The sequence below is a fragment of the Clostridia bacterium genome (genome assembly GCA_028698525.1).
Taxonomy (GTDB): Bacteria; Bacillota; Clostridia; order JAQVDB01; family JAQVDB01; genus JAQVDB01.
Window position 1 is genome coordinate 1 of sequence record JAQVDB010000010.1, and the last position, 24,635, is coordinate 24,635.

The 24,635-nt window shown below is 35.5% G+C and carries 23 protein-coding genes; 3 read left to right on the plus strand and 20 right to left on the minus strand.

The features are described 5' to 3' along the window. Window positions 1–266: 266 nt before the first annotated feature. From PHP06_02370 to PHP06_02380, 3 genes are all read right to left on the minus strand, one after another. On the minus strand, window positions 267–1,475 hold the full coding sequence (locus PHP06_02370) for an ROK family transcriptional regulator (GenBank protein ID MDD3839400.1): 1,209 nt from the start codon (window positions 1,473–1,475) through the stop codon (window positions 267–269). A 150-nt stretch (window positions 1,476–1,625) separates the two neighbouring features. After that, window positions 1,626–2,873, minus strand: coding sequence for a DegT/DnrJ/EryC1/StrS family aminotransferase (locus PHP06_02375; GenBank protein ID MDD3839401.1), 1,248 nt, complete (start codon window positions 2,871–2,873; stop codon window positions 1,626–1,628). 131 nt (window positions 2,874–3,004) lie between these two features. Continuing rightward, the gene (locus PHP06_02380) at window positions 3,005–3,961 is read right to left on the minus strand and encodes an L-lactate dehydrogenase (protein MDD3839402.1); all 957 of its coding nucleotides are present in this window, start codon (window positions 3,959–3,961) and stop codon (window positions 3,005–3,007) included. 213 nt (window positions 3,962–4,174) lie between these two features. Between PHP06_02380 and splB the strand changes: the two genes are divergently transcribed. Next, the gene (gene splB / locus PHP06_02385; protein MDD3839403.1) at window positions 4,175–5,200 is read left to right on the plus strand and encodes a spore photoproduct lyase; all 1,026 of its coding nucleotides are present in this window, start codon (window positions 4,175–4,177) and stop codon (window positions 5,198–5,200) included. Window positions 5,201–5,214: 14 nt separating this feature from the next. Here splB and PHP06_02390 read toward each other — a convergent pair whose 3' ends face one another. The 6 genes from PHP06_02390 to PHP06_02415 all read right to left on the minus strand — a co-directional run bounded on the left by PHP06_02390 (window position 5,215) and on the right by PHP06_02415 (window position 9,941). Further along, window positions 5,215–6,267, minus strand: a complete 1,053-nt coding sequence (locus PHP06_02390; GenBank protein ID MDD3839404.1) for a rhomboid family intramembrane serine protease — start codon at window positions 6,265–6,267, stop codon at window positions 5,215–5,217. Window positions 6,268–6,286: 19 nt separating this feature from the next. Next, window positions 6,287–7,465: an aminotransferase class I/II-fold pyridoxal phosphate-dependent enzyme gene (locus PHP06_02395; GenBank protein MDD3839405.1), complete on the minus strand. Its 1,179-nt coding sequence runs from the start codon at window positions 7,463–7,465 to the stop codon at window positions 6,287–6,289. After that, complete coding sequence (locus PHP06_02400) at window positions 7,462–7,941, minus strand: Lrp/AsnC family transcriptional regulator (GenBank protein MDD3839406.1); 480 nt, start codon at window positions 7,939–7,941, stop codon at window positions 7,462–7,464. Before PHP06_02400 ends, PHP06_02395 begins: the two co-directional genes overlap by 4 nt. A 102-nt stretch (window positions 7,942–8,043) precedes the next feature. Next, entirely contained in the window at window positions 8,044–8,364 is a 321-nt protein-coding gene (locus tag PHP06_02405; protein ID MDD3839407.1) for a YbjQ family protein, read from the minus strand. Then, window positions 8,345–8,563, minus strand: a complete 219-nt coding sequence (locus PHP06_02410; protein MDD3839408.1) for a hypothetical protein — start codon at window positions 8,561–8,563, stop codon at window positions 8,345–8,347. The genes PHP06_02405 and PHP06_02410 overlap by 20 nt, the downstream gene beginning before the upstream one ends. Before the next feature lie 91 nt (window positions 8,564–8,654). Then, window positions 8,655–9,941 (minus strand): glycoside hydrolase family 18 protein, encoded by a 1,287-nt coding sequence (locus PHP06_02415; GenBank protein MDD3839409.1) that lies wholly within the window; start codon window positions 9,939–9,941, stop codon window positions 8,655–8,657. Window positions 9,942–10,200: 259 nt separating this feature from the next. Here PHP06_02415 and PHP06_02420 point away from each other — a divergent pair, with 259 nt between their 5' ends. Then, a complete protein-coding gene (locus PHP06_02420; protein MDD3839410.1) occupies window positions 10,201–11,397 on the plus strand; it encodes a cation:proton antiporter in 1,197 nt (398 codons plus the stop codon). Window positions 11,398–11,410: 13 nt separating this feature from the next. Here the strand turns inward: PHP06_02420 and PHP06_02425 are convergent, their stop codons facing one another. From PHP06_02425 to PHP06_02435, 3 genes are read right to left on the minus strand one after another with little or no spacing between them, the layout of a single operon-like run. After that, on the minus strand, window positions 11,411–12,142 hold the full coding sequence (locus PHP06_02425) for a PRC-barrel domain-containing protein (GenBank protein ID MDD3839411.1): 732 nt from the start codon (window positions 12,140–12,142) through the stop codon (window positions 11,411–11,413). Between the two features lie 38 nt (window positions 12,143–12,180). Beyond that, window positions 12,181–12,579, minus strand: a complete 399-nt coding sequence (locus PHP06_02430) for a secondary thiamine-phosphate synthase enzyme YjbQ (protein MDD3839412.1) — start codon at window positions 12,577–12,579, stop codon at window positions 12,181–12,183. 16 nt (window positions 12,580–12,595) lie between these two features. After that, window positions 12,596–13,015 carry a DNA-binding protein gene (locus PHP06_02435; GenBank protein MDD3839413.1) on the minus strand — a complete coding sequence of 140 codons (420 nt, stop codon included), beginning with the start codon at window positions 13,013–13,015 and terminating at the stop codon, window positions 12,596–12,598. 319 nt (window positions 13,016–13,334) lie between these two features. Between PHP06_02435 and PHP06_02440 the strand changes: the two genes are divergently transcribed. Then, window positions 13,335–16,160, plus strand: coding sequence for a transglutaminase-like domain-containing protein (locus PHP06_02440; protein MDD3839414.1), 2,826 nt, complete (start codon window positions 13,335–13,337; stop codon window positions 16,158–16,160). Window positions 16,161–16,182: 22 nt separating this feature from the next. Here PHP06_02440 and PHP06_02445 read toward each other — a convergent pair whose 3' ends face one another. The 8 genes from PHP06_02445 to PHP06_02480 form a co-directional block, all read right to left on the minus strand. Beyond that, complete coding sequence (locus PHP06_02445) at window positions 16,183–17,901, minus strand: phospho-sugar mutase (protein MDD3839415.1); 1,719 nt, start codon at window positions 17,899–17,901, stop codon at window positions 16,183–16,185. Window positions 17,902–17,916: 15 nt separating this feature from the next. After that, the gene (locus tag PHP06_02450; protein ID MDD3839416.1) at window positions 17,917–18,369 is read right to left on the minus strand and encodes a PspC domain-containing protein; all 453 of its coding nucleotides are present in this window, start codon (window positions 18,367–18,369) and stop codon (window positions 17,917–17,919) included. Between the two features lie 81 nt (window positions 18,370–18,450). Beyond that, entirely contained in the window at window positions 18,451–19,074 is a 624-nt protein-coding gene (locus PHP06_02455) for a glycosyltransferase family 2 protein (GenBank protein MDD3839417.1), read from the minus strand. Window positions 19,075–19,177: 103 nt separating this feature from the next. Then, entirely contained in the window at window positions 19,178–19,579 is a 402-nt protein-coding gene (locus PHP06_02460; protein MDD3839418.1) for an NUDIX domain-containing protein, read from the minus strand. Window positions 19,580–19,888: 309 nt separating this feature from the next. Further along, complete coding sequence (locus PHP06_02465) at window positions 19,889–20,743, minus strand: AAC(3) family N-acetyltransferase (protein MDD3839419.1); 855 nt, start codon at window positions 20,741–20,743, stop codon at window positions 19,889–19,891. Between the two features lie 305 nt (window positions 20,744–21,048). Continuing rightward, window positions 21,049–22,398 (minus strand): peptidoglycan DD-metalloendopeptidase family protein, encoded by a 1,350-nt coding sequence (locus PHP06_02470; GenBank protein ID MDD3839420.1) that lies wholly within the window; start codon window positions 22,396–22,398, stop codon window positions 21,049–21,051. A 226-nt stretch (window positions 22,399–22,624) separates the two neighbouring features. Further along, window positions 22,625–23,602 carry an asparaginase gene (locus tag PHP06_02475; protein ID MDD3839421.1) on the minus strand — a complete coding sequence of 326 codons (978 nt, stop codon included), beginning with the start codon at window positions 23,600–23,602 and terminating at the stop codon, window positions 22,625–22,627. Between the two features lie 179 nt (window positions 23,603–23,781). Next, window positions 23,782–24,558 carry a creatininase family protein gene (locus PHP06_02480; protein ID MDD3839422.1) on the minus strand — a complete coding sequence of 259 codons (777 nt, stop codon included), beginning with the start codon at window positions 24,556–24,558 and terminating at the stop codon, window positions 23,782–23,784. Window positions 24,559–24,635: the final 77 nt, after the last annotated feature.

A 24,635-nucleotide genomic window follows, 5' to 3' on the forward strand; every position in this document is an offset into this window, starting at 1 on the left:
GATACAATAGACTGTGCTCATGATTCTTCTCCGTTTCTGTTTATTATAGTGATTAACATTATAACAGAGAAGCTCTCATGAGCATTATTTATTTAATTGTGTTTCATTTAATTTTACAACTCGCCTCTATTTTATTAACATCTTGTATTTACACCTTTTTTAGAGTATTTATTTTATTTATTTTAATTAGATTTGCTATAAAGTTATTTATAGAAAGGGAAAATAATAGCCCTGTATCATAAAATATATTTATAAGCAATAAACACTCATAACATAAAAATACTTTCATCTATTAATTTATTAAGATCAAAAAAATTATCTAATGTCAACATCATGGCACCTTTTAGAGCTCCGTCTTCTCCATAAGTAGACTTAATGATTTTAGCACTTCTAGCTGACTGGTTAATTGTTCTGATGTGAATTGTTCTTTTAGCCTCGTTGATAATTTCATCTGATATATTGGCCCCACCACCACCAATAATAATTAAACTAGGATTAAAAAGTGTTATGAGCTCTGATAATCCAACCCCAAGATACCTTCCTGCTTCTATTATTATGCTAAAGGCTAGTTTATCCCCTTCACTTACGGCTCTTGAAACTATTTCCGGAGTTATTGCATCGAAATCATCTTTTATGTACTGTGACATAACAGAACTTATTCCGTTTTCAAGGGAACCTTTTACTCTCCTTATTATTGATGGAACTGCTACATATTGTTCAAGACAACCTTTATTGCCACACCCACATTGGTATCCATTTTCTTCTACGATTATATGCCCTAATTCTCCAGCTAGTCCATTGACACCTCTAAAGAGCTTCCAATCAATAATAATTCCCAAACCAATACCTATTCCTATGCCTACAAATATTAGATTTCTTTTTCTCCCCACCGTTTCCTTGCTTTCCGCTAAAGCATGTAATCTAGAGCTATCATCTACAAATACCGGTACACTAAATTCCTTTTCAAGTATATCCTTAAAACACACATTGTCCCAGCCAGGCAAGTTAGCTATAGTTAGACATACGCCATTATTATAATCTACTATACCTGAAACCCCCACACCTATTCCTATAAGGGCTTTTCCATTTGGCAAATAACTATTCAAAACATTCTCAACCATTGAAATTATTTTAGCCATGCCTTCCTTGCTTTTCCCTAAGCTTTTAGATTCTATTTTCTCTTTATGAATAATGTTGCCTTCCATATCCCCTAGGGAAATCCTAAAATATTTTTGTCCAAAATCAATTGCTATAATATAACCATAATTTTTTTTGATCTTTAATAAGATAGCTTTTCTTCCACCTGTAGATTCCTGTGTTCCTACTTCCTCAATTAAATTTTCATGTAATAACTGAGAGACATAATTGGTAACAGCTGTCATACTTATATCTAACTTTTCAGCAATACTCGTTCTAGAAATAGGACCATATATCCGTATTAGATTAACGATTTTAGTTTTTAATAATAAATTCAAGAATTTCACCCCATATTTTATCATGAAACAAGCTACTATCTCCTGATTATTTAAAAGTAAGTTTTAGCTTTAAGACCAGCTTTATTTTCACCATAATAATAACTATTTTTTATTGTTTTTCCCCAATATTAGTCTAACATATCTAATTCTTTACTTCAGTACGTTTTTTATTGCTTTTTTTACTTTGTTTGCGACTTTTTTAATTTCTTCATCAGAAGATAAAATATTAATACCAAAAGGTGCTCCCAGTCCTTTATCCACCACTCCTACACTTATATTGACTGAACGTTCTAAAATATCATCAGTTTTAGGAAGCATATGAGGTTTATATTCTATATCTTTTCCATAAACTTCACAGGTAAAAGGACAATTAAATTCTGTAGGCACTTTCTTGTTCAGTATTTGTTCCATATTATTATATACATGCCACCCTGAATGAGATATTGTTTGGGTACCTATTTGACTTGCAAATAAATCAGCTTTTTCTTTGTCTTTAAATATGAGGGTTAACAAAGTTGCACATTCACCGTTCTTATCATTTATTTGCCTAAATTTGACCCCTCGTTCTTTTTCTACAACCTCAGAAATGAAATCTTTTAATTTCTTTTTCTTATCCCTTAACTCATATATAATTCTGTCCAATTTCCTCACTTGGGCTAGCGCTACAGCTCCTGTTAACTCATTCATCCTAAAATCCAACCCTATTATACTTCTATTGCCCACTTCTGATCCCATCCTGTTTGGCTTGTGTCCTTGATCATGAAAACCAAATGCCTTTTCATACAAATCTACGTCATTTGTAATTACAGCTCCTCCATCACCTGATGTTATAGTTTTGAAAACATTTAGAGAAAATGCACCTATATCTCCAATACTACCTACCTTCCTGCCTTTATAGCTTGCGCCTGCAGCCTGACAACAATCTTCAATAACAAAAAGATTATACTTATTAGCTATTTTCATTATTTTATCCATATCGCATGGATTACCCAGCATATGGACAGGCATAATCGCTTTGGTTTTTTCTGTAATCTTTTTTTCAATATCTTCAGGATCTATAGTTAGCGATTCGTCTATCTCAGCCAAAACCGGAATTGCTCTAGCATAGACAATAGTTGACATTGATGCAATGAATGTATATCCTGGCACAATCACTTCATCTCCCGGTCCTATCCCTAAGGCAGATAAACAAGTTAGCAACGCATTAGTACCGCTACTTACAGCAACACAATGACTAGCTTCCAAATAATTTGCAAATTCCTTTTCAAAAGTGAATACCTTATGCTTAAAATTAGGATCATCTTCCGATCCATATCTAAACAAATAACCACTTTTCATTACATCTAATACTTGTTCCATCTCCTCTTGCCCGATCAAATACGAGCCCGGTCCTGCCATATAATCCCCCCAAGATACATTATTTTTTTATTGCACTAATTGTATCATATGAGTGTAGTTTTTTCAATATATATTTCATTTTGTTTATTAAGTATGTGGGTTATTTATGAATTACATCGCTGTTATGTTTTTTATTTTATTATGTCTAAATCGTCTAATACCTGTCTCATCTTTTGGGCTGATTCTTGAAAAAGCTTTATTTCCCTTTCTGCAAGGGAGAGCTCTAAAACTTGTTTAACCCCTTTCCTATTAACGATAGTAGGTAAGCTCAAACATACATCTTCTACACCGTAATATCCTTTCATAAGGGAGGAAACTGTCAATATTGAATTTTCGTTTCTCAATATACTCTGGACTATTCTCCTGACCGCCAGGGCAACTGCATAATATGTAGCACCTTTTTTTTCTATTATCTTATAGGCTGAATCCCGGACCTCTTCAAACAAACGGTATTTCTGATTGCGATCGCATACATTTTTGCATATAGGACAATAATTTTCTATTCCTATACCTGCAATATTTGCAAGGCTCCAAGCCGCCACTTCAGAGTCTCCATGCTCTCCTATTATATATGCATGAACGTTCCTTACATCCACACCACAATTTTCTCCCAATAGATATCTAAATCTTGAGCTGTCCAGCACTGTACCAGAACCTATAACTCTGTTGGAAGGCAATCCGGATATTTTGAAAGTCACATATGTCAGTATATCTACTGGGTTTGTCACCACTAAAAGTACTGCCTGCTTATTGTACTTCATTATTTGGGGTACTATTTCTTTGAATATGTGGACATTTTTTCTTGCAAGATCTATCCTAGTTTCTCCCGGCTTTTGGTTTGCTCCCGCTGCTATGATTATTATATCTGCATGTTGGCAGTCAGAATAATCACCTACCTTAATATCACAGGGTGCTACAAAGGATATACCATGGTTTAAATCCATCACCTCTCCTTCTGCTCTATCTTTATCTATATCGATGAGTACAATCTCGGAAGCCACCCCGTCTTCCATTATTGCAAAAGCACTTGTGGCACCCACCAATCCGGTACCTATTATTACGACTTTATTCCGTACCTTATTATTCATATTTACCCTCCTACTATTATTTGGCTTTTGATGAATTTTTAAATATCATTTCAATATATTTACTACAAATTTACTTCTCCTATCATTTTTGCCATTTCCATATTTTTAATACCCTTGCATTAAGTCAGTAAACATCTATTAGAATATTTACATCTCACAAACAAATAATATAAATATTGCATAAATATAAACCACTTTAAAGGAGGAAATATATTGTATTTATTCATTCCCGAAACGGTATATTTTGAACCTGAGGCCTTAGATTATCCCCTTGGAGCAAAACTATATGAGTATTTTTTTAAAAAAGACATACCTATTTATAAGACAACTTCCCATAACAGGGTAACAGGTATCAAGGGGGATTCAGAAGTAGAAAAGTATTTGCATTCTAAGCGTACACTTGTGGTAGGAGTTAAAAAAACCATGAAACTAGAACCATGCAGACCTTCAGCAGACTACAGCTTTTCCCTGACCACCGGTTGTCCTGCCCATTGTGAGTATTGCTACTTGCAGACTACAATGGGTAAAAGACCTTATATCCGAATTTATGTAAATCTAGATCAAATATTGGGGACAATACAAAAATACATTCAAAAAAATTTTCCCCAAAAAACCACTTTTGAAGCAGCAAGTTCATCAGATCCTATTGCAGTAGAACATTTTACCGGTTCAATTGCAAAAACAATAGAATTCTTTGCAAATCAGCAGCAGGGCAGATTGAGGATAGTAACTAAGTTTGACAATATAGACTCCCTCACAAAAATAAATCATCAGGGCCATACCAGATTTAGGTTCAGTATAAATTCAAATTATGTTATAAAAAACTTTGAACATAGTACACCCAGTATTGAACAGAGGATACAAGCAGCCAAGAAGATAGCCCAAGCTGAATACCCCTTGGGCTTTATAATAGCTCCTATCATGATATACGACGGATGGGAACAAGAATATACGAATATGTTTAATCAATTGAAACATAATATAGATTTTTATTCTAAAGATAATTTAACTTTTGAACTGATTCAACATAGATATACGCAAAGCGCAAAAAGAATAATACTAGAAAGGTTCCCAAAAACAAAGCTGGAGATGGATGACCAATCCAGGTCAAAAAAATGGGGTAAATACGGAAAATATAAATATGTCTATCCTGCTGACAAATCAGATGACATAAAACAATATATAAGCATATTGATAAAAGAAAGATTCCCAAACAGCATTATAGAATATTTTACCTAAATAAAACTTCCATCCTACTCTAATCTTTCCAGTATTTGTCGAGCCTCGCTCAATTCAGGATTGTATTTTAATGCATTTTCAAAGGATTGTTTAGCCTTTTGTACATCGCCTTCATCGATATAAATCCACCCTAATGTATAATATGCAGGTGCATATTGCTGATCTATTTGAATTATTTCCAATAATTCTGTTTTTGCGGTTTTAGGATTGCCTTGGGCATAATAAGTAACTCCCAGTACATATTTAGCCCTTAAGTTTTGTGGGTCATCCTTCAAAATGCTTTTAGCATATTTTTCTGCTTGCTCTAAATCTCCTGCCTCATAATTTTCAACTGCTTGCTCAAGAGCAATATGATAGGAATTTTGGTTTAACCCGAACATAAAGGTTCCCCATAAAATAATAAATGTAACTAAAATAAAAACTACCTTCTTTAAGTTTATACCTTTTTCATCTTTTAAACCAACAGCTGCTGCTGCAAAAAATCCAGCTAACAACCCGCCAATATGCCCAAAATTATCAATTCCGCTAGTAGTAAAACCGATAAAAAGGTTTATGCCTATTATTAAGTATAAATTTATCCCAAATATCCTTCTGAAAACCTCTTTTTTATTAATGCCAAAATAAATAAGGGCACCCATCAATCCAAATATGGCTCCAGATGCACCTGCTGACATATTTTCGGTGAAAGCAAAACTTAAAAGGCTGCCTCCTATACCTGCTATCATGTATATAAAAACAAATTTTCCACTTCCAAAAAGCAGCTCAACTATCGGCCCAATATTATATAATGCATAACAATTGAAAACTAGATGCATTATCCCTACATGCAAAAAAATGGGAGTGATAAGGCGCCAATACTCACCTGTAGATATGAGTTGATTAACTTTTGCTCCAAATTTTATCAACACTTCAGTGTTAGTAGAGCCCCCTGAAAGTGTCATCAAAATCCATATAATAATATTTGTCCATATAAAAAAATATGTAACCTTAGGCTTTGGAAAACGGGACGCCTTATTCTCTGATACTACTTGGCCCTCATATACAGTATTATCATCATTGTATTCCACTTTTAATGCTCCCTAGAATTTATTTTTTTCGGGTAACAAATTTTCCTATCCTCTTTAACGCTTCCCTTATATTTTCAATAGAATATGCGTAAGAACATCTGATAAAACCTTCGCCACTTTGACCAAAGGCAGTACCTGGTACAACAGCTACTTTTTCTTCCCTCAACAACTGTTCACAGAATTCCTCACTGCTCAAGCCTGTGCTAGCTATACATGGAAAAACGTAAAATGCTCCTCGGGGTTCAAAGCAGGTCAGTCCCATTTCATTGAAAGATTTAACCATAAGTCTCCTTCTTCTATTATATTTTTTACGCATTTCTTCTACATCTTTTTGTCCATCACTAGCCCCTTGTCTGAGAGCCTCTTTAGCAGCAATCTGTGCCATTATTGGTGCACACAATGCTGTATATTGATGGATTTTTACCATAGCAGATATTATTTGCTCAGGCCCTGCAGCATAACCCAACCTCCATCCGGTCATAGCAAAGGCTTTTGAAAACCCATTTATTAATATTGTTCTTTCTTTCATACCAGGAATAGATGAAAAACATGCGTGTTCTCCATTATAAGTAAGTTCTGCATATATTTCATCTGACACCACTATTATATCGGTACCTTCCAACACCTGGGCAATGGCCTCTAAATCCTTTCTATTCATTATTGCACCGGTAGGATTATTGGGATAGGGAAGAATGATAGCTTTTGTCTTTTCGGTAATACAAGACTTCAATTGTTCAGGTGTAACCTTGAACTCATCCTCTACCTTGGTGATTATAGGCACAACCTTTCCTCCTGCCATCACTACAGATGGCATATATGAAACATAGGACGGTTCAGGGATCAGTACCTCATCACCATCATTCAGTATGGCACGCATAGCTAAATCTATAGCTTCACTTGCTCCTACCGTCACTATTATTTCCTTTTCACTGCCATATTCTACCCCAAATCTATCCTTAAGATACTTTAAAATTTCATTCAATAATTCAGGCATTCCTCTATTGGAAGTATAGTGGGTATATCCTCTTTCCAGAGAATAAATACATGCTTCCCTTATATGCCAGGGTGTAATAAAATCAGGTTCACCAACGCCCAACGATATGGCATCCTCCATCTCATTTGCCAAATCAAAGAATTTTCTTATCCCTGAAGGGGGAATACTATTCACCTTTTTAGATATCAGTCCGCTATAATTCATGGAGCAATCACCAACCTACGATCTTTTTCCTTATCCTCAAATATCACACCATCATCTTTATACTTTTTCAGTATAAAATGGGTTGCAGTACTTACTACTGAGTCCAGTACAGACAGTTGCTCGGCAACAAAATAGGCCACTTCCTTCATGGTCTTTCCTTCTACAACAACTGCTAGGTCATATGCACCAGACATCAAGTATAAAGATTTCACTTGTGGAAACCTGTATATCCTCTCTGCTATAGCATCAAACCCTTCCCCCCTCTGCGGGGTAACTCTTACCTCTATCAATGCGGTAACTAAATCCTTTTCAGTTTTTTCCCAGTTTATGATGGTATTATATTTAACTATTACATTTTGTTCTTCCATACTTTTGATAAAACTTTTCACTTCTTCTACATCCATATTTACCATTTTTGCGATCTCCTCAGGGGAAATCCTATTGTTCTCTTCCAATATCTCCAATATCTCTTCCATTGCCATATACCTCCTGCGCTGCATTAGCAAATGTATTATTTTTATAATTTTACCATCAATGAAAATGCTAGTCAAACAAAAAAGCCGGATTCCCCGGCATTTTTACTCTTGTTCTATTTTAACAGCTGTCCCGTATGCTAACAACTCTGCAGCCCCTGACATGACATTTGAGGTGGAAAATCTTATATTTATTATCGCATCGGCTCCCAGCTCTTCTGCCTCTTTAACCATCCTCTGAATAGCTATTCTCCTTGAATCCTCTAACATTTCAGTGTATTCTTTTATCTCCCCACCTACAATAGTTCTAAGTCCGGCAACTATATCCTTCCCTATATGCTTTGCTCTTATAACACTTCCCTTAACCATACCGCAAGTTTGTGTGATTTTTTTACCGGCAATCCAATCAGTATTTACTAATATCATCGTCATCATCCTTTCTCCCATCTTTAATTCTCTCGGTGATCAACGCTGCTATCACAATAAAAAAACCTAATATAAGTGTGGATAAACCTAACTTTATCGCCAATGGCATCCCATCAGCCGCTATTATAAATTGATATACCCCATAGAAGATAAAAATGAGAATACTGATAATTATCAATATACTTCCTATTTTTTTCATATGCACCACCTTCTTGTAATATGTTCTATAACTATAATAACATAGTTAAGATCAAAAAGTTTCGAAAAAAAATCTCCTTGTCAAGGAGATTTTATCTAAGTTTTTTGATTTTAAACATGGCATCTAATACTTCCCAATTTTGTGGGAACGACTGTCCTAGTACCCAATAACTTACCCCTCTCAGGCCGTATTGATTCACTAGCCTAAACTTAGCCATAACGCTTCTTGCATCTTCAAACCACACAACATGTTGTATACCGGAAGTATCGGTATAATAAAAATAAGGTGATTGAGCAGTGGTATCATAATTTATATAAACCCCATATTTAGCTGCAATCTGTAGAGCTTCTTGAGGACTTACCCTCCTAGCCCATCCCCCACCCGGAGTGTAGGGCAACGGCCAATCATATCCATATAAAGGCATGCCCATCATAATCTTTTGAGGCGGAATAACAGATACTGCATAATTTATCACCTTTCTTACCTCATCTATAGGAGCTACAGCCATTGGTGGTCCACCCGACCAACCCCATTCATAAGTCATTATTATCACAAAATCCACAATATTGCCATGGGCTTGATAATCATGTGCCCCATGCCATGCACCTACTTTTATATCATATGGTTTAGGTGCCAATGCTGTGGAAACGATGTAACCTTCCCTATGCAGCCTTTGAGTAACTTTTCTCAAAAAATCATTATAAAGCTGACGGTCCTCTGGAGGGATCCTCTCAAAATCTATGTTCAAACCATAATAATTTTTATTTTTTATTACATTTATTACATTGACTATAAAATTATTTATCGCATTATTATCCGTTAGAAGATCATGTACCAAGTCCGCATCAAAATTTCCATTCCTAAAATTAGTCACAACCAGCAAAGGGGCAATATTATGTCTAGCCGATTGTTCCAATATCGTCTCATCCTTCAAGGCTATAAGGCTGCCATCCCGGTTTACCCTATAGCTAAAAGGGCTTATATATGTGAGATATTGTCCCACATCATCTACTATTCTCTTATCCAATTCAACACTTATAGGCTCTATATAGCCATTGACTTCTATCTCTCCAAAGGCATCCCCTGCTCCCGGAATCAATATTTTCATCCCGGGATAAATAAGGTCTGGATTGGATATATTATTCAACGCAACTATGCTGCTTACAGTTACATTGAATTTCCTGCTTATTGACCACAGGGTATCTCCTGGTTGAACGGTATATATTTGCCCTTGGGTCGGTATTACAAGCGCCTGCCCAGGAATCAAATATGGTATATCCTGCAGTAGGTTGGCTTCCACTATCACATCGATAGCCACACCATATCTGTTTGAAATGGACCATAAGGAATCCCCTGGTTGCACTACATATATTTCCAAGTAAATTACCCGCCTTTCTCGAACCAAATTACCCTAATTTACTGCATTCTGAAAACGCCTGATTTTTTCAAAATTAGTTTAGGGTCAAATACTAAAATTTATTTTAAGATTTTTCTCTTGGTAACAATATATTCATATAAGCAGGAATTTGATATTGATTTTCCATAAAAACAATTCTATATGCTCATTTGATTTTATTTGTTTATATAATATAATAACAGATAGTCGAAAATTAATATGGTTGAGGGGTTAATATAGAATGAAATTAATAATTATAATTGCTATACTTCTTATGGCAGGTTTTGTAGGAGGAAGAGTAGCCTCTAAATTTAAACTGCCTTCAGTTACCGGCTATATTATAATAGGTGTAATAATAGGTCCTTCAGTGCTAAACATTGTATCTGCTGAATTTAGTCAACATCTAACCATAATAAACGAAATCGCTTTAGCCTTAATCGCTTTCAGTATAGGAAGTGAATTTAACATTAAGCATCTTGAGACTCTAGGTAAAAAAGTGTTTATCATCACATTGCTTCAAAGTTTAGGTGCAGTGATCTTGGTTGATTTTCTGCTGCTTGTGGTGCTAAAAGTCCCGGTACATTTAGGTTTAACGCTGGGGGCTATAGCAGCTGCTACTGCACCTGCAGCCACTATTATGGTGGTACGGGAATACAAAGCAAAGGGCCCTATGACCGATACTTTGCTTCCTGTAGTTGCTCTAGATGATGCTGTATGTATAATGATATTCGGTCTATCTACTGCAATCTCAAAAATGTTGATAGGAAATACAGGCGATATAAACTTTCTTATGGTTATGGTAGAACCGATAATAGAGATACTTGGTTCCTTAGTGATCGGTTTTTTAATCGGACTTTTGATAAGCTGGATGTCTAAAAAAATAATAAAGGGCCCTGATGAAATGCTGGTGACGGTTTTCGCTTTGATCTTATCAGCCAGTGGAATTGCAGACATGCTCAATATATCTCCTCTTCTCACATGCATGATGGTAGGAGCTACGGTAGCAAACGTGTTGAAAAGCAATAAAAAAGTCTATTCTGATGTGGACAAGATCACACCTATTATATATGTAGCATTTTTTACTCTTGCAGGAACAGATCTCAATCTTGGCCTTATAACAAACGTAGGCCTTATAGGGATTGTATATATATTATCCAGATCTGCCGGGAAAATAATAGGGACTGCAATAGGAGGACGGGTTTCAGGCGCTTCTCCGGCTGTATATAAATATCTAGGCATATGCCTTTTCCCACAGGCAGGAGTCGCTATAGGTCTCACAGTCATTGCAGAGAACATGTTCCCTGATATAGCCTCAGAGCTATCTACAATAGTGCTTTCTGCAGTGATGATATATGAATTGATCGGCCCTGTATTGACAAAGATGGCACTGATTAAAGCAGGCGAAATTGAAACAAGCAAAAAGCCGCAACGGGCTTGAATCCCGGCGGCTTTTATTCTTCTATGCTCATAGTAAGCTCAATGAATCTACCAGCCTTTTTAGTCTTATCGATTATATCACCGGTAATAGAAGTCCCGGCCTTTGCTATAATGTTTCCATCGTCATCCAATATATCTCTATTCAACTTTTTGCCTGTAAAATATTCTATCTGCCTCATTTCAAAAAGTTTTGAAGCATCCTGTGCTATATTTTCCGGTTCTTTATCATCAGCTGTTATAGGCTCTATCTTCTGCGTTTCTATTTCTTTTTGAGATTCTATCTCATCCTTAACTATTACTACCTTTTTGCCGTATGTAACTATATCCTCCGATGAAATAGTCAGCATTCCATCTGTACTATGCTTTTCTGCTGTACACCCTGTTATCCTACCATCAGCATTATCTATAAAATATTCATTCACTTTACCTATAAATCGGCCCTTTTCAGTATATACTTTTGAGCCAACAACAGATACTTGTTTTTTTACTAATTCCACCGCCTCATCAGAATTCTCTAGCTTTTGTATTGAATCTTTGCTCAAGGTTGTTACTGCATCTTTGCCTATGCCCTGGATATCTGTAAAAGGCAATATTTTAGCACCAAAATACCATTCATCATCCTGAAGTACCAGGTATTTTACATTACCCTCATTCGAGTCAACAAGCAGCTCCCTGATAGTCCCCCGTTCTTCCCCTTCTTGTATACATATAACAGATAAACCTATTATCTCTGAAATTTTTTTCATCTTCTATCCAACACTCCATCTTCAAATTATGATATCGCTTAACCTTCAATTATCTTAACAATCACTTTTCTTGTCCTAGGTCCGTCAAATTCACATAAGTACACAGCCTGCCAAGTACCCAATGCTAATCTTCCATCCTTAATTAAAATCGTTTGACAAAATCCCATAAGACTGGACTTTATATGTGCAGCAGAATTGCCTTCAATATGTCTGTATCCATCCTCCATAGGTATCACTTTATTTATCTCCATCAAAAAATCAGATACAACATCAGGATCGGCATTTTCATTTATGGTGATGCCAGCAGTAGTATGAGGTACAAAGCAATAACAGGCTCCACTCTTAATGCCACTTTCCCTTACAATCTGATCCACTTTACCCGTTATATCGATAAACTCTGAAATGCTGTTGGTGCTAACTTCAATGACATTAAACATACATCTATCACCCGCCTTAAAACTTAAAAAGATTCAAGCCGATATTTTCATCAAACTCTCTACCCACTTCTCCTTCCAGTACATCCACTATCAACTCACCTGTTCCACTTATATATGCTGAATTGAGATGTCCCCCAAATGCATTATAATCTTCATCACATATTGTTATATGTAAGTGTAGATATACCTCATCGTTCATCCTAGAAATATTCCCTGATAAATTGGTTATCTCGTGATCACCGTTGAGCTGTTTAGACATATATTTTTTAGTTTCTGTATGGAAAAGACCTACTGTGATTTTATCTGCAGCACCTATACCGCTTACTCTTCCAAGCTTTATATCGTTTTCCGTACACAGTTTTTTTATAGATTCTACTATTTCTTCTCCTCGATCCAATCTAACTACTATCTTATTACCAAATTTTTTGTATTCCATATAAAACACCTCCACCTATTATTATACTTAAAAATGAAAAAAATAACAGGATACAACTGCATCCTGTTAACTAAAAAATAAAACTATGTCGAATCCTGTTACCATCCAAAAACGCTGAACTGTAATATTAACCCTAAAACAGTTCTGTAGATATTAGACACCTTTAATCTCAAAAAGGTTCCATCTTTTTCATTTTTATTGTTTTTATGTTTATACCATAATATCTATTTAATAAAATTTATGTTATATTAATGTTAGAAGATGTATGAACCTCATGTAGCAACTTAAAAATACCATTAAACATCAGGAGTTGAATATAATGCTTTCGCGGCTTAAACTTATATATATACCACTAATCTGCATCATCATACTTTTATCTTGCTGCTCCTATAATCCATACACATCTGTATCCATTACCAATAGCCAACTTGAACAATATCGTCAGATGATATACCATAAGGATTTTATCAAACCAGAGGTTTTGAACACTAGAAACGTCAAAGGACAAATAAGAGTATATATAAAAAACAATTCCGATGAGACAATTGAATTTTCAGAGATATATTTAGTTGATCCACGTTCCGTCCAAACCTGGTATAGCAAAACTGATGCTGAAATAAAGTGCTCTTATCTAAAAAATCAAGAAATACAAACAGAATTGGATATCACAAATAATATAGACTGTATTGAATACTGTTCTATTCAGCCGGGTGGCGTTGAAATAATAACATATCCTTGGAATATTACTACACATGAAATACTGTTCGATCTAGATGAGAATAAAATAACCTCTTACGATCAATCCAGTCTTGTATATAGATACTATACAAGAAAAGAAAAAAATATTCAAACTTCTAATTCAAGGATACAGATTATCGCAAAACAGGTGATAGGAAATGCTGATAATTCTTTAGAAAAGGCGAAAAGCATTTATCACTTTATAAAGCAAAATATAGAATTTAGGGAATCTGATAAGGATAGAGATGCAGTATACACGCTGAACGCCAAACATGGCAATTCCACATCAATCTCCCATCTGTTCGCAGCCATGACAAGGTATGCCGGAATACCTTGCAGGATTATCACCGGCTTTGCACCTCATGAAGATGGTGGCTTTACAACACAAAGATGGAATGAAATATACTTTAACGAGTATGGTTGGGTACCTGTAGACGTAGCATGTTCAATAAAGAATAATAGGGACTATTTTGGCTACATGGATGCTTTCCATGTAGCAGCATGTTATGGAGGGTATTCATATGAATCTCATGATTTGGACGTGTCTTTTGAGTTAAATTATGACACTCCTTATAATACTATAAAATCTGAGCAACACCTCGCTCAACCTCAGTTATCCAACAAGCGAAAAACAACCGGCATGCTACAAAGAACTATATATTTTAATGATAGCCAAAAACGAGATAAATCAACGGTATATCTACCTTTTGTAGAATACAATGCTGACTCAAAACAGCATACCAATTTGTTGGGCACAAACAAAGAGTTTAAAAAATTCAAAGGCGATGTATCTATGCTCGGAGGGAATAGCATAAAAATGGATCCATGCACCCTTCTCAAAATATATTCCTTTGATTTGCAGAATAATACTGATAACATCACCATTGCAGACCAATTGGAGTTTATCACCTATGACCTGACTTTTGATCTAAATGCTGATAATGTGAAAAATTATAATAAAAACAGTGACTTATATATTTTTTACACTAGAGAAGAACCTCTTATACAAAAAAACCACGATAAAATTATAGAAACAGTTCAAGAAATTATAAAGGACCAGCAAAACCCTATAATAAAATCCAAACTTATATTTGATTATATGATTGAAAACATAGATATCCATCCAAACAGTTCTGCAGAAGATGGGGCTGTTGAAACCCTAAATATCAAGCAAGGAAATCAGCTTGATATATCATTGCTTTTTTGTGCTTTAAACAGAGCAGCCGGAATACCTGCTCGTATTATAACAGGTCTGATACCCACTAATGGCAAATTTGTATATCATAACTGGAATGAAATTTACTTCGAAAATTATGGATGGGTTCCTGCAGATGTATATATAAGCAAATTATATAGGGATGAATTTTTCGGAAATATAGATAACAAACATATATCCTTGTATTACGGATATAATGATGTGTTGAGTAAGGATGATATATCAATAGACATAAATTTTATACATACTCCTTCACAAAAAAAGATAACCTCAGAATATAATCAGATGAAAGATAAATATATTCAACCAGAAATTTTAAATACAAAAAAAATAAATGCAATACATACATTATATATAGATAACGTTTCAGGCCTGCCATTAAAAAATGTAGAGATTTTCAATCCTTCATTAGAAAGCAGCGATTCATCATACAGCAAAATAACAAGAAAGCAAAAATATCATGAATATGAACTGTTTGAAGGAGATACAGAACTGTTTTGTTATGACAAAATGATTTTTGACCCGTGTACTAAAATAGAAAAATTGAAGTATGAAAAAATAGATGAAAACTTCAAAAAGCAGATAGTAGAAAAACTGGATATTCAATTGAGAGAAATAAAGTTCTGTCTGGACAAAGATATCGTCACAGATTATGATAAAAGTTCAGAAATATACAGAGTCTATACACAGCCCGGAAACCTAATAGAATGCAACCATCCTAAAATAATAGAACTAGCTGATAGCATAAAAGGCGAACTTAAAAATCCACTGTCCATATGTAAAAAAATATATCAATATATCGTGGACAACATGGAGTATAAAACAATGTATCAGGAAAAGGGCGCCCTTTACGCCTTAAATACTAAACAAGGTGATTGCACAGAATACTCTACCTTATTTGTAGCCCTAGCCCGTGCGGCAGGTATACCGGCTAGAGAGGTATACGGACAAACACTTGAACCGGACGGTAAGCTAGGCGGGGGACATGCTTGGGCAGAAGTATATTTCAACGAATATGGTTGGTTGCCAGTTGATCCTACTTGGGGACAGGGACTGAATAAAGACTACTTCGGTTATATGGATGACCGCCATATAATTTTCTCCCACCAGAGTTATCTTCAGCCTTATTCTCACCAGGGCCAGATGGAAAATTCCCTCTCAATCAATTTTGAAATAGAGCTTGTAGAATAAAAACAGGCTCTTTTTTTAGAGCCTATTTTATATATTTCATAATTGATTTTTTCAATCCTAAAATCTTATCCCGGGCTTGATTTGCATCCTCACCCTTTACCGAAAAATAAATCTTCACCTTGGGCTCCGTGCCGGAAGGCCTTATGCACACCCAAGAATAATCCTGCAATGCAAAATAAAGAACGTTTGAAACAGGGAGTGTTATGTCATATCGCTTTTCTTCAATTAAATCATACTTTATGCCTACAAGATAATCCCTGATCTCTTTAACCTTTACTCCATTTAATTCTTTTGGCGCATCTTTTCTCAATCCGTCCATTATCTTGTCCAGTTTCTCTTGTCCTTCTATGCCTTTAAGCTCTACCGACTCAAGTTCTTCCATATAGTAACCATATTTTTGATATATGCTTTTCAGCGCCTGGTATACAGTCATACCTAAACTTTTATAATATGCAGTCATCTCCGCCGCCAGCATTGATGCTACCACCCCGTCTTTATCACGGGCATGTGTACCTGCAAGATAACCATAGCTCTCCTCATAGCCGAATATAAATTTCTTTTCTCCAGTCTGTTCAAACTGATTTATCTTTTCACCTATAAATTTAAAGCCGGTTAGAGTATCAATAGTCTCTACACCGTAAGAACTAGCTATCTCCCTACCCAGTTCGCTGGTAACTATAGTCTTGATAACTACACCATTATTCGGAAGGCAGCCTTTTAATTTCATAGATGAAAGTATATAATCTATCAATAGAGCTCCAGTCTGATTGCCGTTCAATAGCTTATAATCCCCGGATTTATCCAGCACCGCCATGCCCATCCTATCACAATCAGGATCAGTGGCTAAAATAATATCCGCTTGTTTCTGCTTGGCGATAGGGATAGCCAATCTAAAAGCATCGGGCTCCTCCGGATTGGGATATTTCACTGTGGAAAAGTTATGATCAGGCTGTTGCTGTTCAGGAACAATATACACATTATCAAACCCTATTTCTTTCAATGCCCTCATTACCAGCTTTCTGCCGGTGCCATGCAGAGGGGTATATACAATCTTTGTTCGATGACCTGTTTTGTTGTGGTTGAGCCTAATCTTTTTTATCCTTTCTATATATCTGTCATCTATTTCACTGCCTATATAATTAAAAAGCCCTTTCTCTTTAGCTTGCTCTTCTTGGATCATATTTACTTTTTCGAAATTATCAATTTTAGCAATCTCATCTATAACCTGGTTTGCCATAGTAGGCACAAGCTGACCGCCATCCTCCCAGTATACTTTATATCCGTTATATTGTGGAGGGTTATGGCTTGCGGTTATAACTATACCGGCAACAGCATTCAGCTCCCTGACCGCAAAAGATAGTTCAGGCACAGGGCTGATATCCTCAAATATATAAGACTTTATATCATTCCCATTGAGCACAAGAGCGGCTTGAATAGCAAATTCCCTAGATTTATACCTTGAATCATAGGCGATAACCACTCCTCTTTTACAATTTTGCCTGCCGGTTTTTTTTATGTAATTTGCAAATCCCTGGGTTGCTTTCCTCACTATATAATCATTGATTCTGTTGGTGCCAGCACCTATTATTCCCCGCATACCCCCGGTCCCAAATTCAAGGTCTTTATAAAATCTTTCCTTTATCTCCTCCGGGTCATCTTCAATCTCTTCTAGTTCTTTTTTCACTGCTTCATCAAAATAATCATCTTTTAACCAGTAATTATATTTTTGCATATAATCCATATATATCCCTCCTGCCTACCGTCTGTTGCTTAAACTCCTATATAAAATGATACCACCTATAATTATTAGCGCAACAGGCAATATATATTCTCTAAACGGAGCAAAATTATATTTGCCCATCAGTCTCCACCCTAGCCTAAGTTGTTCTTTTAACAAAGCTATTATACCTATAATAACAAGAATAATTCCAAATATATATTGATTATTATTTTTAGTCCCAACTCCATTGCCTGTATCTGCAGCTCCGTTTTGGTCATCTTCTACCACTACTTCAATTACATCATCCTGTTTATGGTCAGGCATGATTATAGCCAATATTATGTAAACAGCTATCAATACCCCTAAATCCAACAACACTACGGCTAATATAAGTGCTATCCTCAATAAGTCAGGATTTATTTTAAAATATTCTGCAATTCCGCCCACCACTCCAAACAACCATTTATTATTGCTCTTTTTTAACACCATATATCATCTCCTTCTCAAACCCATGCTTAAAAATAAGCAATCATCAACTTTTGAACCGAAAATACTAGCATCAATATGTACCTATATAGCGCTTTTTGCTATCTCCCAATACATCTTCAGCCTTGCAGCAAAACCTTTTTTAAATCCTAGTTTTTCCTCTTTCATAACATGGGTAACATCTTCCATGACAACTTCTTTTATCACCAAATTATTTTTATTCGCATACCTAGTGAGCGCAACTTCCACCCCAAACCTTGAAATCTCTAAATTAGAAAGTTCTTGTATCAGCTCTTTTTTCATAGCCCTCTGACCTGATAGAAAAGGTGCAATTTTTTGAGCAAAATCAGTTGCTCTTCTTCCCTTGCTGAAGATCCCTATAGTCATCTGAGCCCGTTCATTCAATATTGGAGTGAGCAGGCTATCTATATGGTGCGCTTTTAGACCTATCAAATCCGCATCTAAAAACAAGAGCACATCAGAACTGCATTTTTCCACCCCAACCAGCATAGCCCCTCCTTTTCCCCTGTTGTCCGCTAATTCTACCACTATAGCTCCTTCCCGCTTTGAAACATCTACAGTATTATCTATAGAACCGTCACTTACCACGATTATTTCATCTATCAACTTAGAGGCCTTCAATGCTTGGATCACATTTTTTATTCTGTTCCCTTCATTATATGCCGGAATAATAGCCGCTATCTTCATAATAACGTCCCTCCTCATTCGCTTTCAATATTCGCCCTGATTAAAACATAACTGACTTTCTATATTATTATAACGCATAAAATTTTAAAAACCCTTCACAACTTCAATAAATTTGTTCTAAAACATCCTTCAACCATTCAGGTAATTCATTGTATTGTTCTGAACCTACCTTGATCCATTTATAACCTTTATGCTCATCGCTAATCATAATTTTCCCGCTTCTATATTTACACAAAAAGATTATTGATATCAGGTGGATATCGGAATAAAAATAATCCAACACTTTGATAGCTTTTACAACATCCACACAAATGCCTGTCTCTTCTTTTATCTCTCTGTTCAGTCCCTGTTGCACAGTTTCATTTTCTTTTAGCATTCCACCAGGCAGATCTTCTGGGGTAGCATCTTTTATCTCAGTATTCCTCATCTCCTGATCCGATCTTATGAGCACCAAAAATCTATTTTGTTTGAATATCAATCCCTTAACAGCTATTCTGAAATTCATCTTTAAAACCTTCTCCTATTATAACCCTATAAAATCCAGCATTACAATACCAATAAGCTACTATTATATATTATCCGAAATATAAAAAATACACAACTCGGTTTTACATTATTGGACCCATATAAAGTAAGGAATTAAAATATAGTCAATCCAACTATGGAAATCTCTGGAGATAGACAAGAAAGTGGTAAAATAGAGGATTGTATAATAGGATGGAATTTGATACAAATATAGATAAACAATAATTGCTAAAATACCACTAAAAGCTATCGGTTATATAACCAATAGCTTTTTAATTTGATCAACTTTTTATTTTGTATTTTTTATAAATTCTCTCCTTCTATTACAGCTTTCACAACCTGATCCGCTATCACATAACAAAAATTCCGGGTCTTGCCTGAGCATTTTAACTGCTACATCTATTACCTCTACTGCATTCATCAACATGCTATCGGCATTGCCCACCCTGCCATGTACTATGAGTTTTTGTTTTTCAAATTCTGAATTCAATTTGATAAATTGTCTGCTACAACCTGACATTTTTTCAACAATAGGTACACTATATATCTTACCGTTGTTGTCCTCTAGCAGATATTCCCTACCCCACTCATCATGCAAAGGTACTTCTAGATATGGCAACCCTGCTAATGTTTCAGCGATATATATCATCGAATTGCTTGTTTGATCCAGTCCTATCAATAATACCTTTCCACCCTGCATTGCAAGCTTATGGAGAGGAGTACCTTTTTCAAATTCATAGGTATCTGATCCATGATCTTGTACAAAGTTTTTTGCATCCTTTCCCCATGCAGCCACTGAATGAGTGGGATGTTTGCTCCTATACACCCCTTCTCTGCGCCAAAAAGTATCCGAAATTTTGCCTGTATCAGCAGGGGATTTCAAATTATTGAATGGAACACTTTTCCCTTGCTCCACCCTGCCTACGTAGCTAAATGTAAATGTGGGCATAACAATAAGGCCTTGCTCTCCAACAATGTCTATTAGAGCATCTATTAAAACATCTGCACCTCCGTCAACATCACCAATCGATTTAAGGGAGCTATGCACAAAAAGCTTATCTTCCTTTTCAATTCCTAAATTTAATAAATCCTGGTAAATCCTATTTCTTGTGATCTTCTCATCATTTTCTATAATAATAATCACCTCATCCTCACCTAATACTTCACTAACTAGGTATATTATACTATAATTAAATAAAATAAAAGTATATTTGCGTTTTGCCGCCTACTATATATAAACTCAGTTGTTATTTAACAATTAATCATACATCTATAATATACCACATAACGAAACAGAACTTAGCCTTTTTCTTAATATCTATGAATACAAAATCAAACTTATACTTAAATACATTCTATGAGGAGAATAAATATGCATAAAAAAAATGCACCTCCAAATCTCAGTTTTAGTATTTAACATTTGGGGTGCACTTAATAATATATAACTTTTTATCTTACATAACCCATTGGATTTATCGGCCTTCCGCCTCTCCTAACTTCAAAATGCAGGTGGGGTCCTGTGGATCTTCCTGTACTCCCTGTAGAGCCTATCCTCTGCCCAGCGCTCACCTGTTGCCCGCTCCCGACGTTAAATGAACTCAAATGAGCATAATATGTAACAAGGCCATTTGAATGCTGTATCTTTATCAATTTCCCATATCCACCTGACCAACCAGTAAAAATTACTCTTCCGCCCATTGCAGCACAAACACTTGAACCATACGGTCCAGCGATGTCAACTCCTGTATGGCTTCCCCCCCTAGAACCATAAGAAGAAGAAATATATCCGCAGGCAGGACTGGATATATTGCCATAACTTCTTGATCTACCTGAACGATTGCTAACAGCACGTCTCCTTATTACAGGTTTTTCCTTATTACCCTTTAAAATTATTTTATTTACCGGCTCTTTCAATATTTTTTCAGAGATTTCTTCCTCTTTATACTTCTCTCCGTTTTTATAATATACCTTATATGTTATTTCCTTGGTACCGTTTTCGCCTTCCTGCTCAACTTTCTGCTCACCTTTGTACATTTTATCGGTTTCTTTTGTTTCAGTCTCATAAGGTATGCTCTTTTCTTTCGTTTGATCGCTGGTATATAAAATATTCAACCTATAAGCAGACCCTTTTAATTTTATTTCTTGTCCCAACTTTAAATCTTCTGTTAAACCAGAATTTAATTTTTCGATTTCTTCCACATCTATATCATATTCATTGCTTATATCCCAAAGGGTATCCCCTTCTTTGACTATATGTGTTTTTTCTGACTGAAAGGGGGTTAAAAAATAGTCTTTTATTTGATCCCACGAAGAAAACTCTGTTTCATGGTAGAAATTTTTTCGGTAATCTATTTGGTTGTCTACCTGATATTTATCAGCTTTAATTTCCAATTTCCCTTTAAATTCTTCTATTACTTTGTCCATTACATCTTTATCTTCTACTTTTAGACCTGTATCCTTACCGTCCAATACTATCTGATAACCTTCAATTTTACACTTGAGGTTGTCAGTTATATCATCTACATCCTCACATGTATTCAAATCTTTAGAGTTAACCCTTACTTCTACTTCTTCTATGTCAATTCTGCTCTCAAGTTTGATATCTACATCATACCTGCTGTTTAAATCACTTTGCAGCTTGTTCGCATATTCTTTAGCCTCATCCTCTTCTTGGTACAAAGCAACATTCTTACCATCCACAACCACCTGATAAGCCTGTACACTCCTGTAAGTAAAACCTATAAAAATAGCTGAAAACACCATAATAATAATTAACCCGTAGATGATCTTGTTTTTCATTTACTTACCCCTCTTCTCTTCTACCACAATATTTTAATAAAATGTTAACAAAATGTTAAGCATTTGTCAACACTCGTAATAATTAAAAAATCAGCTGTATCCATTGAATATTGATGCGTACAGCTGATTTAATATATTTTTTCGGTTATATATAATTTTGTTATTGTAATAGTTTTGTAATATTTTTTACGGATTTTTTAACTTTTTTGTGGTGTTTTTTTGTTGCTTAATGAAAATATTCCCGTATCTCATTTAAATCATCAGTCAAACCTAAAACCAGCATAAGTTTTATTAAGGCCTTTTGTCCACTTAACTGTCCGGCGGATATAGCTCCTAATTCTCTCAATTGTTTGCCCCCACCTTGATATCCATATATATCTAATACCCTACCGGTCAAACATCTGGAAGCAATTACTACTGGAATCTTTCGGTTTAATGCATATTGCACACCTTCAACCATCATTGGAGGAATATTTCCTCTACCAAAGGCTTCTATTATTATACCTTTGGTTCCTCTATCTACATAATATCTCAGCAGATCGGAATCCATGCCTATTGAACATTTGATCAAAACTACGTTGCTTTCTAGCTTTGAAGCAGAAATAATATTTCTTTTATCCAACTTTCTTTGAAAAACAACTTTATTCCCATCCACTATACCTAAAGGTCCGCAATTCACTGAAACAAAAGAGTTCAATCTAAAAGTATCTATTTTAGTAGCTTCCCTAGCTGCATGAATAGTATTATTCATTATTATCATAACACCCTGACCTACGGCCTCGGGGGAAATCACCGTATATATGGCTGCCAACAAATTGCTCGGACCATCACAACCTATTTCCGAGCTGCTTTTCATAGCTCCTGTAACAGCTACCGGCTTTGTGCTATTTACTGTCAAATCTAAAAAATATGCTGTTTCTTCTAATGTATCTGTCCCATGGGTAATCACAACTCCCCTTATATCATTCCGTTTCAGCGTTTTTTCTATAAGTTTTTTTAGTTCCACCATGATTGAAATGGTTACGTGAGGTCCCGGTATATTGGCAAAATCTATCGTTTCTATTTCAATCTGGTTTTCCAACTCATCGATGGCTGAAAAGATTTGTTCGTTTGAGGTAGAGGGTACAACAGCTCCTATCCTTTCATCGAAGGCCATTGAAATAGTGCCTCCGGTAAAAATAACGGCAACTTTTGATAATTTCATCTTTCACCTCCGTTTAAAGCTCTTTAAAGATTCAATTTGATACCATTTAGCGCTGTCATATTTGCAAATACATCTATACGGGAGCATATAATACCCTCCGTGCTCCGCAATCTGCCGCACTATATTATATAAATACGAATGTATAGTGCGGCACCTTAATTTGCGTTAACTAAGCAAGCTCATTGTTTTTTCAAATCATAGCTCCAATCATTTTCTTCCATCTGCTTTATCAGATCTACTACAAAATCCGCAACAATATTCAACATTTTTTCTCCTTTTTCCATGGTCGCCTTTGTTGAATCGCCGGTTGCACCTGTTTCGGTTATTTCTTTGATATCCCAAATTATCGTTGAGAATTCTCCGAATTTTATAGTATCCTGAGGAATTTGACTCTTTGCGTCCTCTAGATTGACTAAATCCGGCCTAACTGCCATTGTTATAGATGTCTCACCTTCGCCTCCATGCCCTAAACCGTTCCAGACTTCAAAATCATCCTTCATTTTACTTCCGGTTATCTCCCACCAAGCAGGAATTAAAATTAATACAGCATCATTATGCCTGTTTTTGACGTTTCGGGCAGCTATCTCAAGGGCAGGAATATTTCCATCATGTCCATTTAAAATAATGATATTCTTAATTCCACTATTTATTAAGCTTTCAAAAATATCTTCTGCTATTGCGATTGTTGTCTCATATTTAAGAGTAATTGACAACGGAAATCTATTATAATGTATAGAAGTTCCAAAAGGTACCCCTGGAACGACAATAGTCTTATCTAATCTTTCAGCTGCCCTTTTTGCTATTTCAGTGGGCACAAACAAATCAGGTCCAAGACACATATGCCAACCATGGCTTTCACAACTACCGAATATCGTGATAGCACTGTCTATCTGGTTATTTTCAAGCATATCCTTTAGTTCTTTTGCATTAAACTCATTTAAAAACACTTTTTTCATTGATAGCATCTCCTTTAAATGAAATATATCACAAATAATTAATATCAAATCTGAAAATAACAACATGGGTGTATATG

What these genes read in the sequence shown, in the direction of transcription:
- PHP06_02460 (MDD3839418.1), bottom strand. Translation starts at nt 19,579, where the DNA reads ATGAATTTCAGAATAGCTGTTAAGGGATTGATATTCAAACAAAATAGA.
- PHP06_02440 (MDD3839414.1), top strand. Translation starts at nt 13,335, where the DNA reads ATGCTTTCGCGGCTTAAACTTATATATATACCACTAATCTGCATCATC.
- PHP06_02445 (MDD3839415.1), bottom strand. Translation starts at nt 17,901, where the DNA reads ATGGATTATATGCAAAAATATAATTACTGGTTAAAAGATGATTATTTT.
- PHP06_02450 (MDD3839416.1), bottom strand. Translation starts at nt 18,369, where the DNA reads ATGGTGTTAAAAAAGAGCAATAATAAATGGTTGTTTGGAGTGGTGGGC.
- PHP06_02395 (MDD3839405.1), bottom strand. Translation starts at nt 7,465, where the DNA reads ATGAATTATAGCGGACTGATATCTAAAAAGGTGAATAGTATTCCCCCT.
- PHP06_02405 (MDD3839407.1), bottom strand. Translation starts at nt 8,364, where the DNA reads ATGATATTAGTAAATACTGATTGGATTGCCGGTAAAAAAATCACACAA.
- PHP06_02430 (MDD3839412.1), bottom strand. Translation starts at nt 12,579, where the DNA reads ATGTTTAATGTCATTGAAGTTAGCACCAACAGCATTTCAGAGTTTATC.
- PHP06_02410 (MDD3839408.1), bottom strand. Translation starts at nt 8,563, where the DNA reads ATGAAAAAAATAGGAAGTATATTGATAATTATCAGTATTCTCATTTTT.
- PHP06_02435 (MDD3839413.1), bottom strand. Translation starts at nt 13,015, where the DNA reads ATGGAATACAAAAAATTTGGTAATAAGATAGTAGTTAGATTGGATCGA.
- PHP06_02400 (MDD3839406.1), bottom strand. Translation starts at nt 7,941, where the DNA reads ATGGAAGAGATATTGGAGATATTGGAAGAGAACAATAGGATTTCCCCT.
- PHP06_02420 (MDD3839410.1), top strand. Translation starts at nt 10,201, where the DNA reads ATGAAATTAATAATTATAATTGCTATACTTCTTATGGCAGGTTTTGTA.
- PHP06_02455 (MDD3839417.1), bottom strand. Translation starts at nt 19,074, where the DNA reads ATGAAGATAGCGGCTATTATTCCGGCATATAATGAAGGGAACAGAATA.
- PHP06_02470 (MDD3839420.1), bottom strand. Translation starts at nt 22,398, where the DNA reads ATGAAAAACAAGATCATCTACGGGTTAATTATTATTATGGTGTTTTCA.
- PHP06_02380 (MDD3839402.1), bottom strand. Translation starts at nt 3,961, where the DNA reads ATGAATAATAAGGTACGGAATAAAGTCGTAATAATAGGTACCGGATTG.
- PHP06_02475 (MDD3839421.1), bottom strand. Translation starts at nt 23,602, where the DNA reads ATGAAATTATCAAAAGTTGCCGTTATTTTTACCGGAGGCACTATTTCA.
- PHP06_02425 (MDD3839411.1), bottom strand. Translation starts at nt 12,142, where the DNA reads ATGAAAAAAATTTCAGAGATAATAGGTTTATCTGTTATATGTATACAA.
- PHP06_02375 (MDD3839401.1), bottom strand. Translation starts at nt 2,873, where the DNA reads ATGGCAGGACCGGGCTCGTATTTGATCGGGCAAGAGGAGATGGAACAA.
- PHP06_02480 (MDD3839422.1), bottom strand. Translation starts at nt 24,558, where the DNA reads ATGAAAAAAGTGTTTTTAAATGAGTTTAATGCAAAAGAACTAAAGGAT.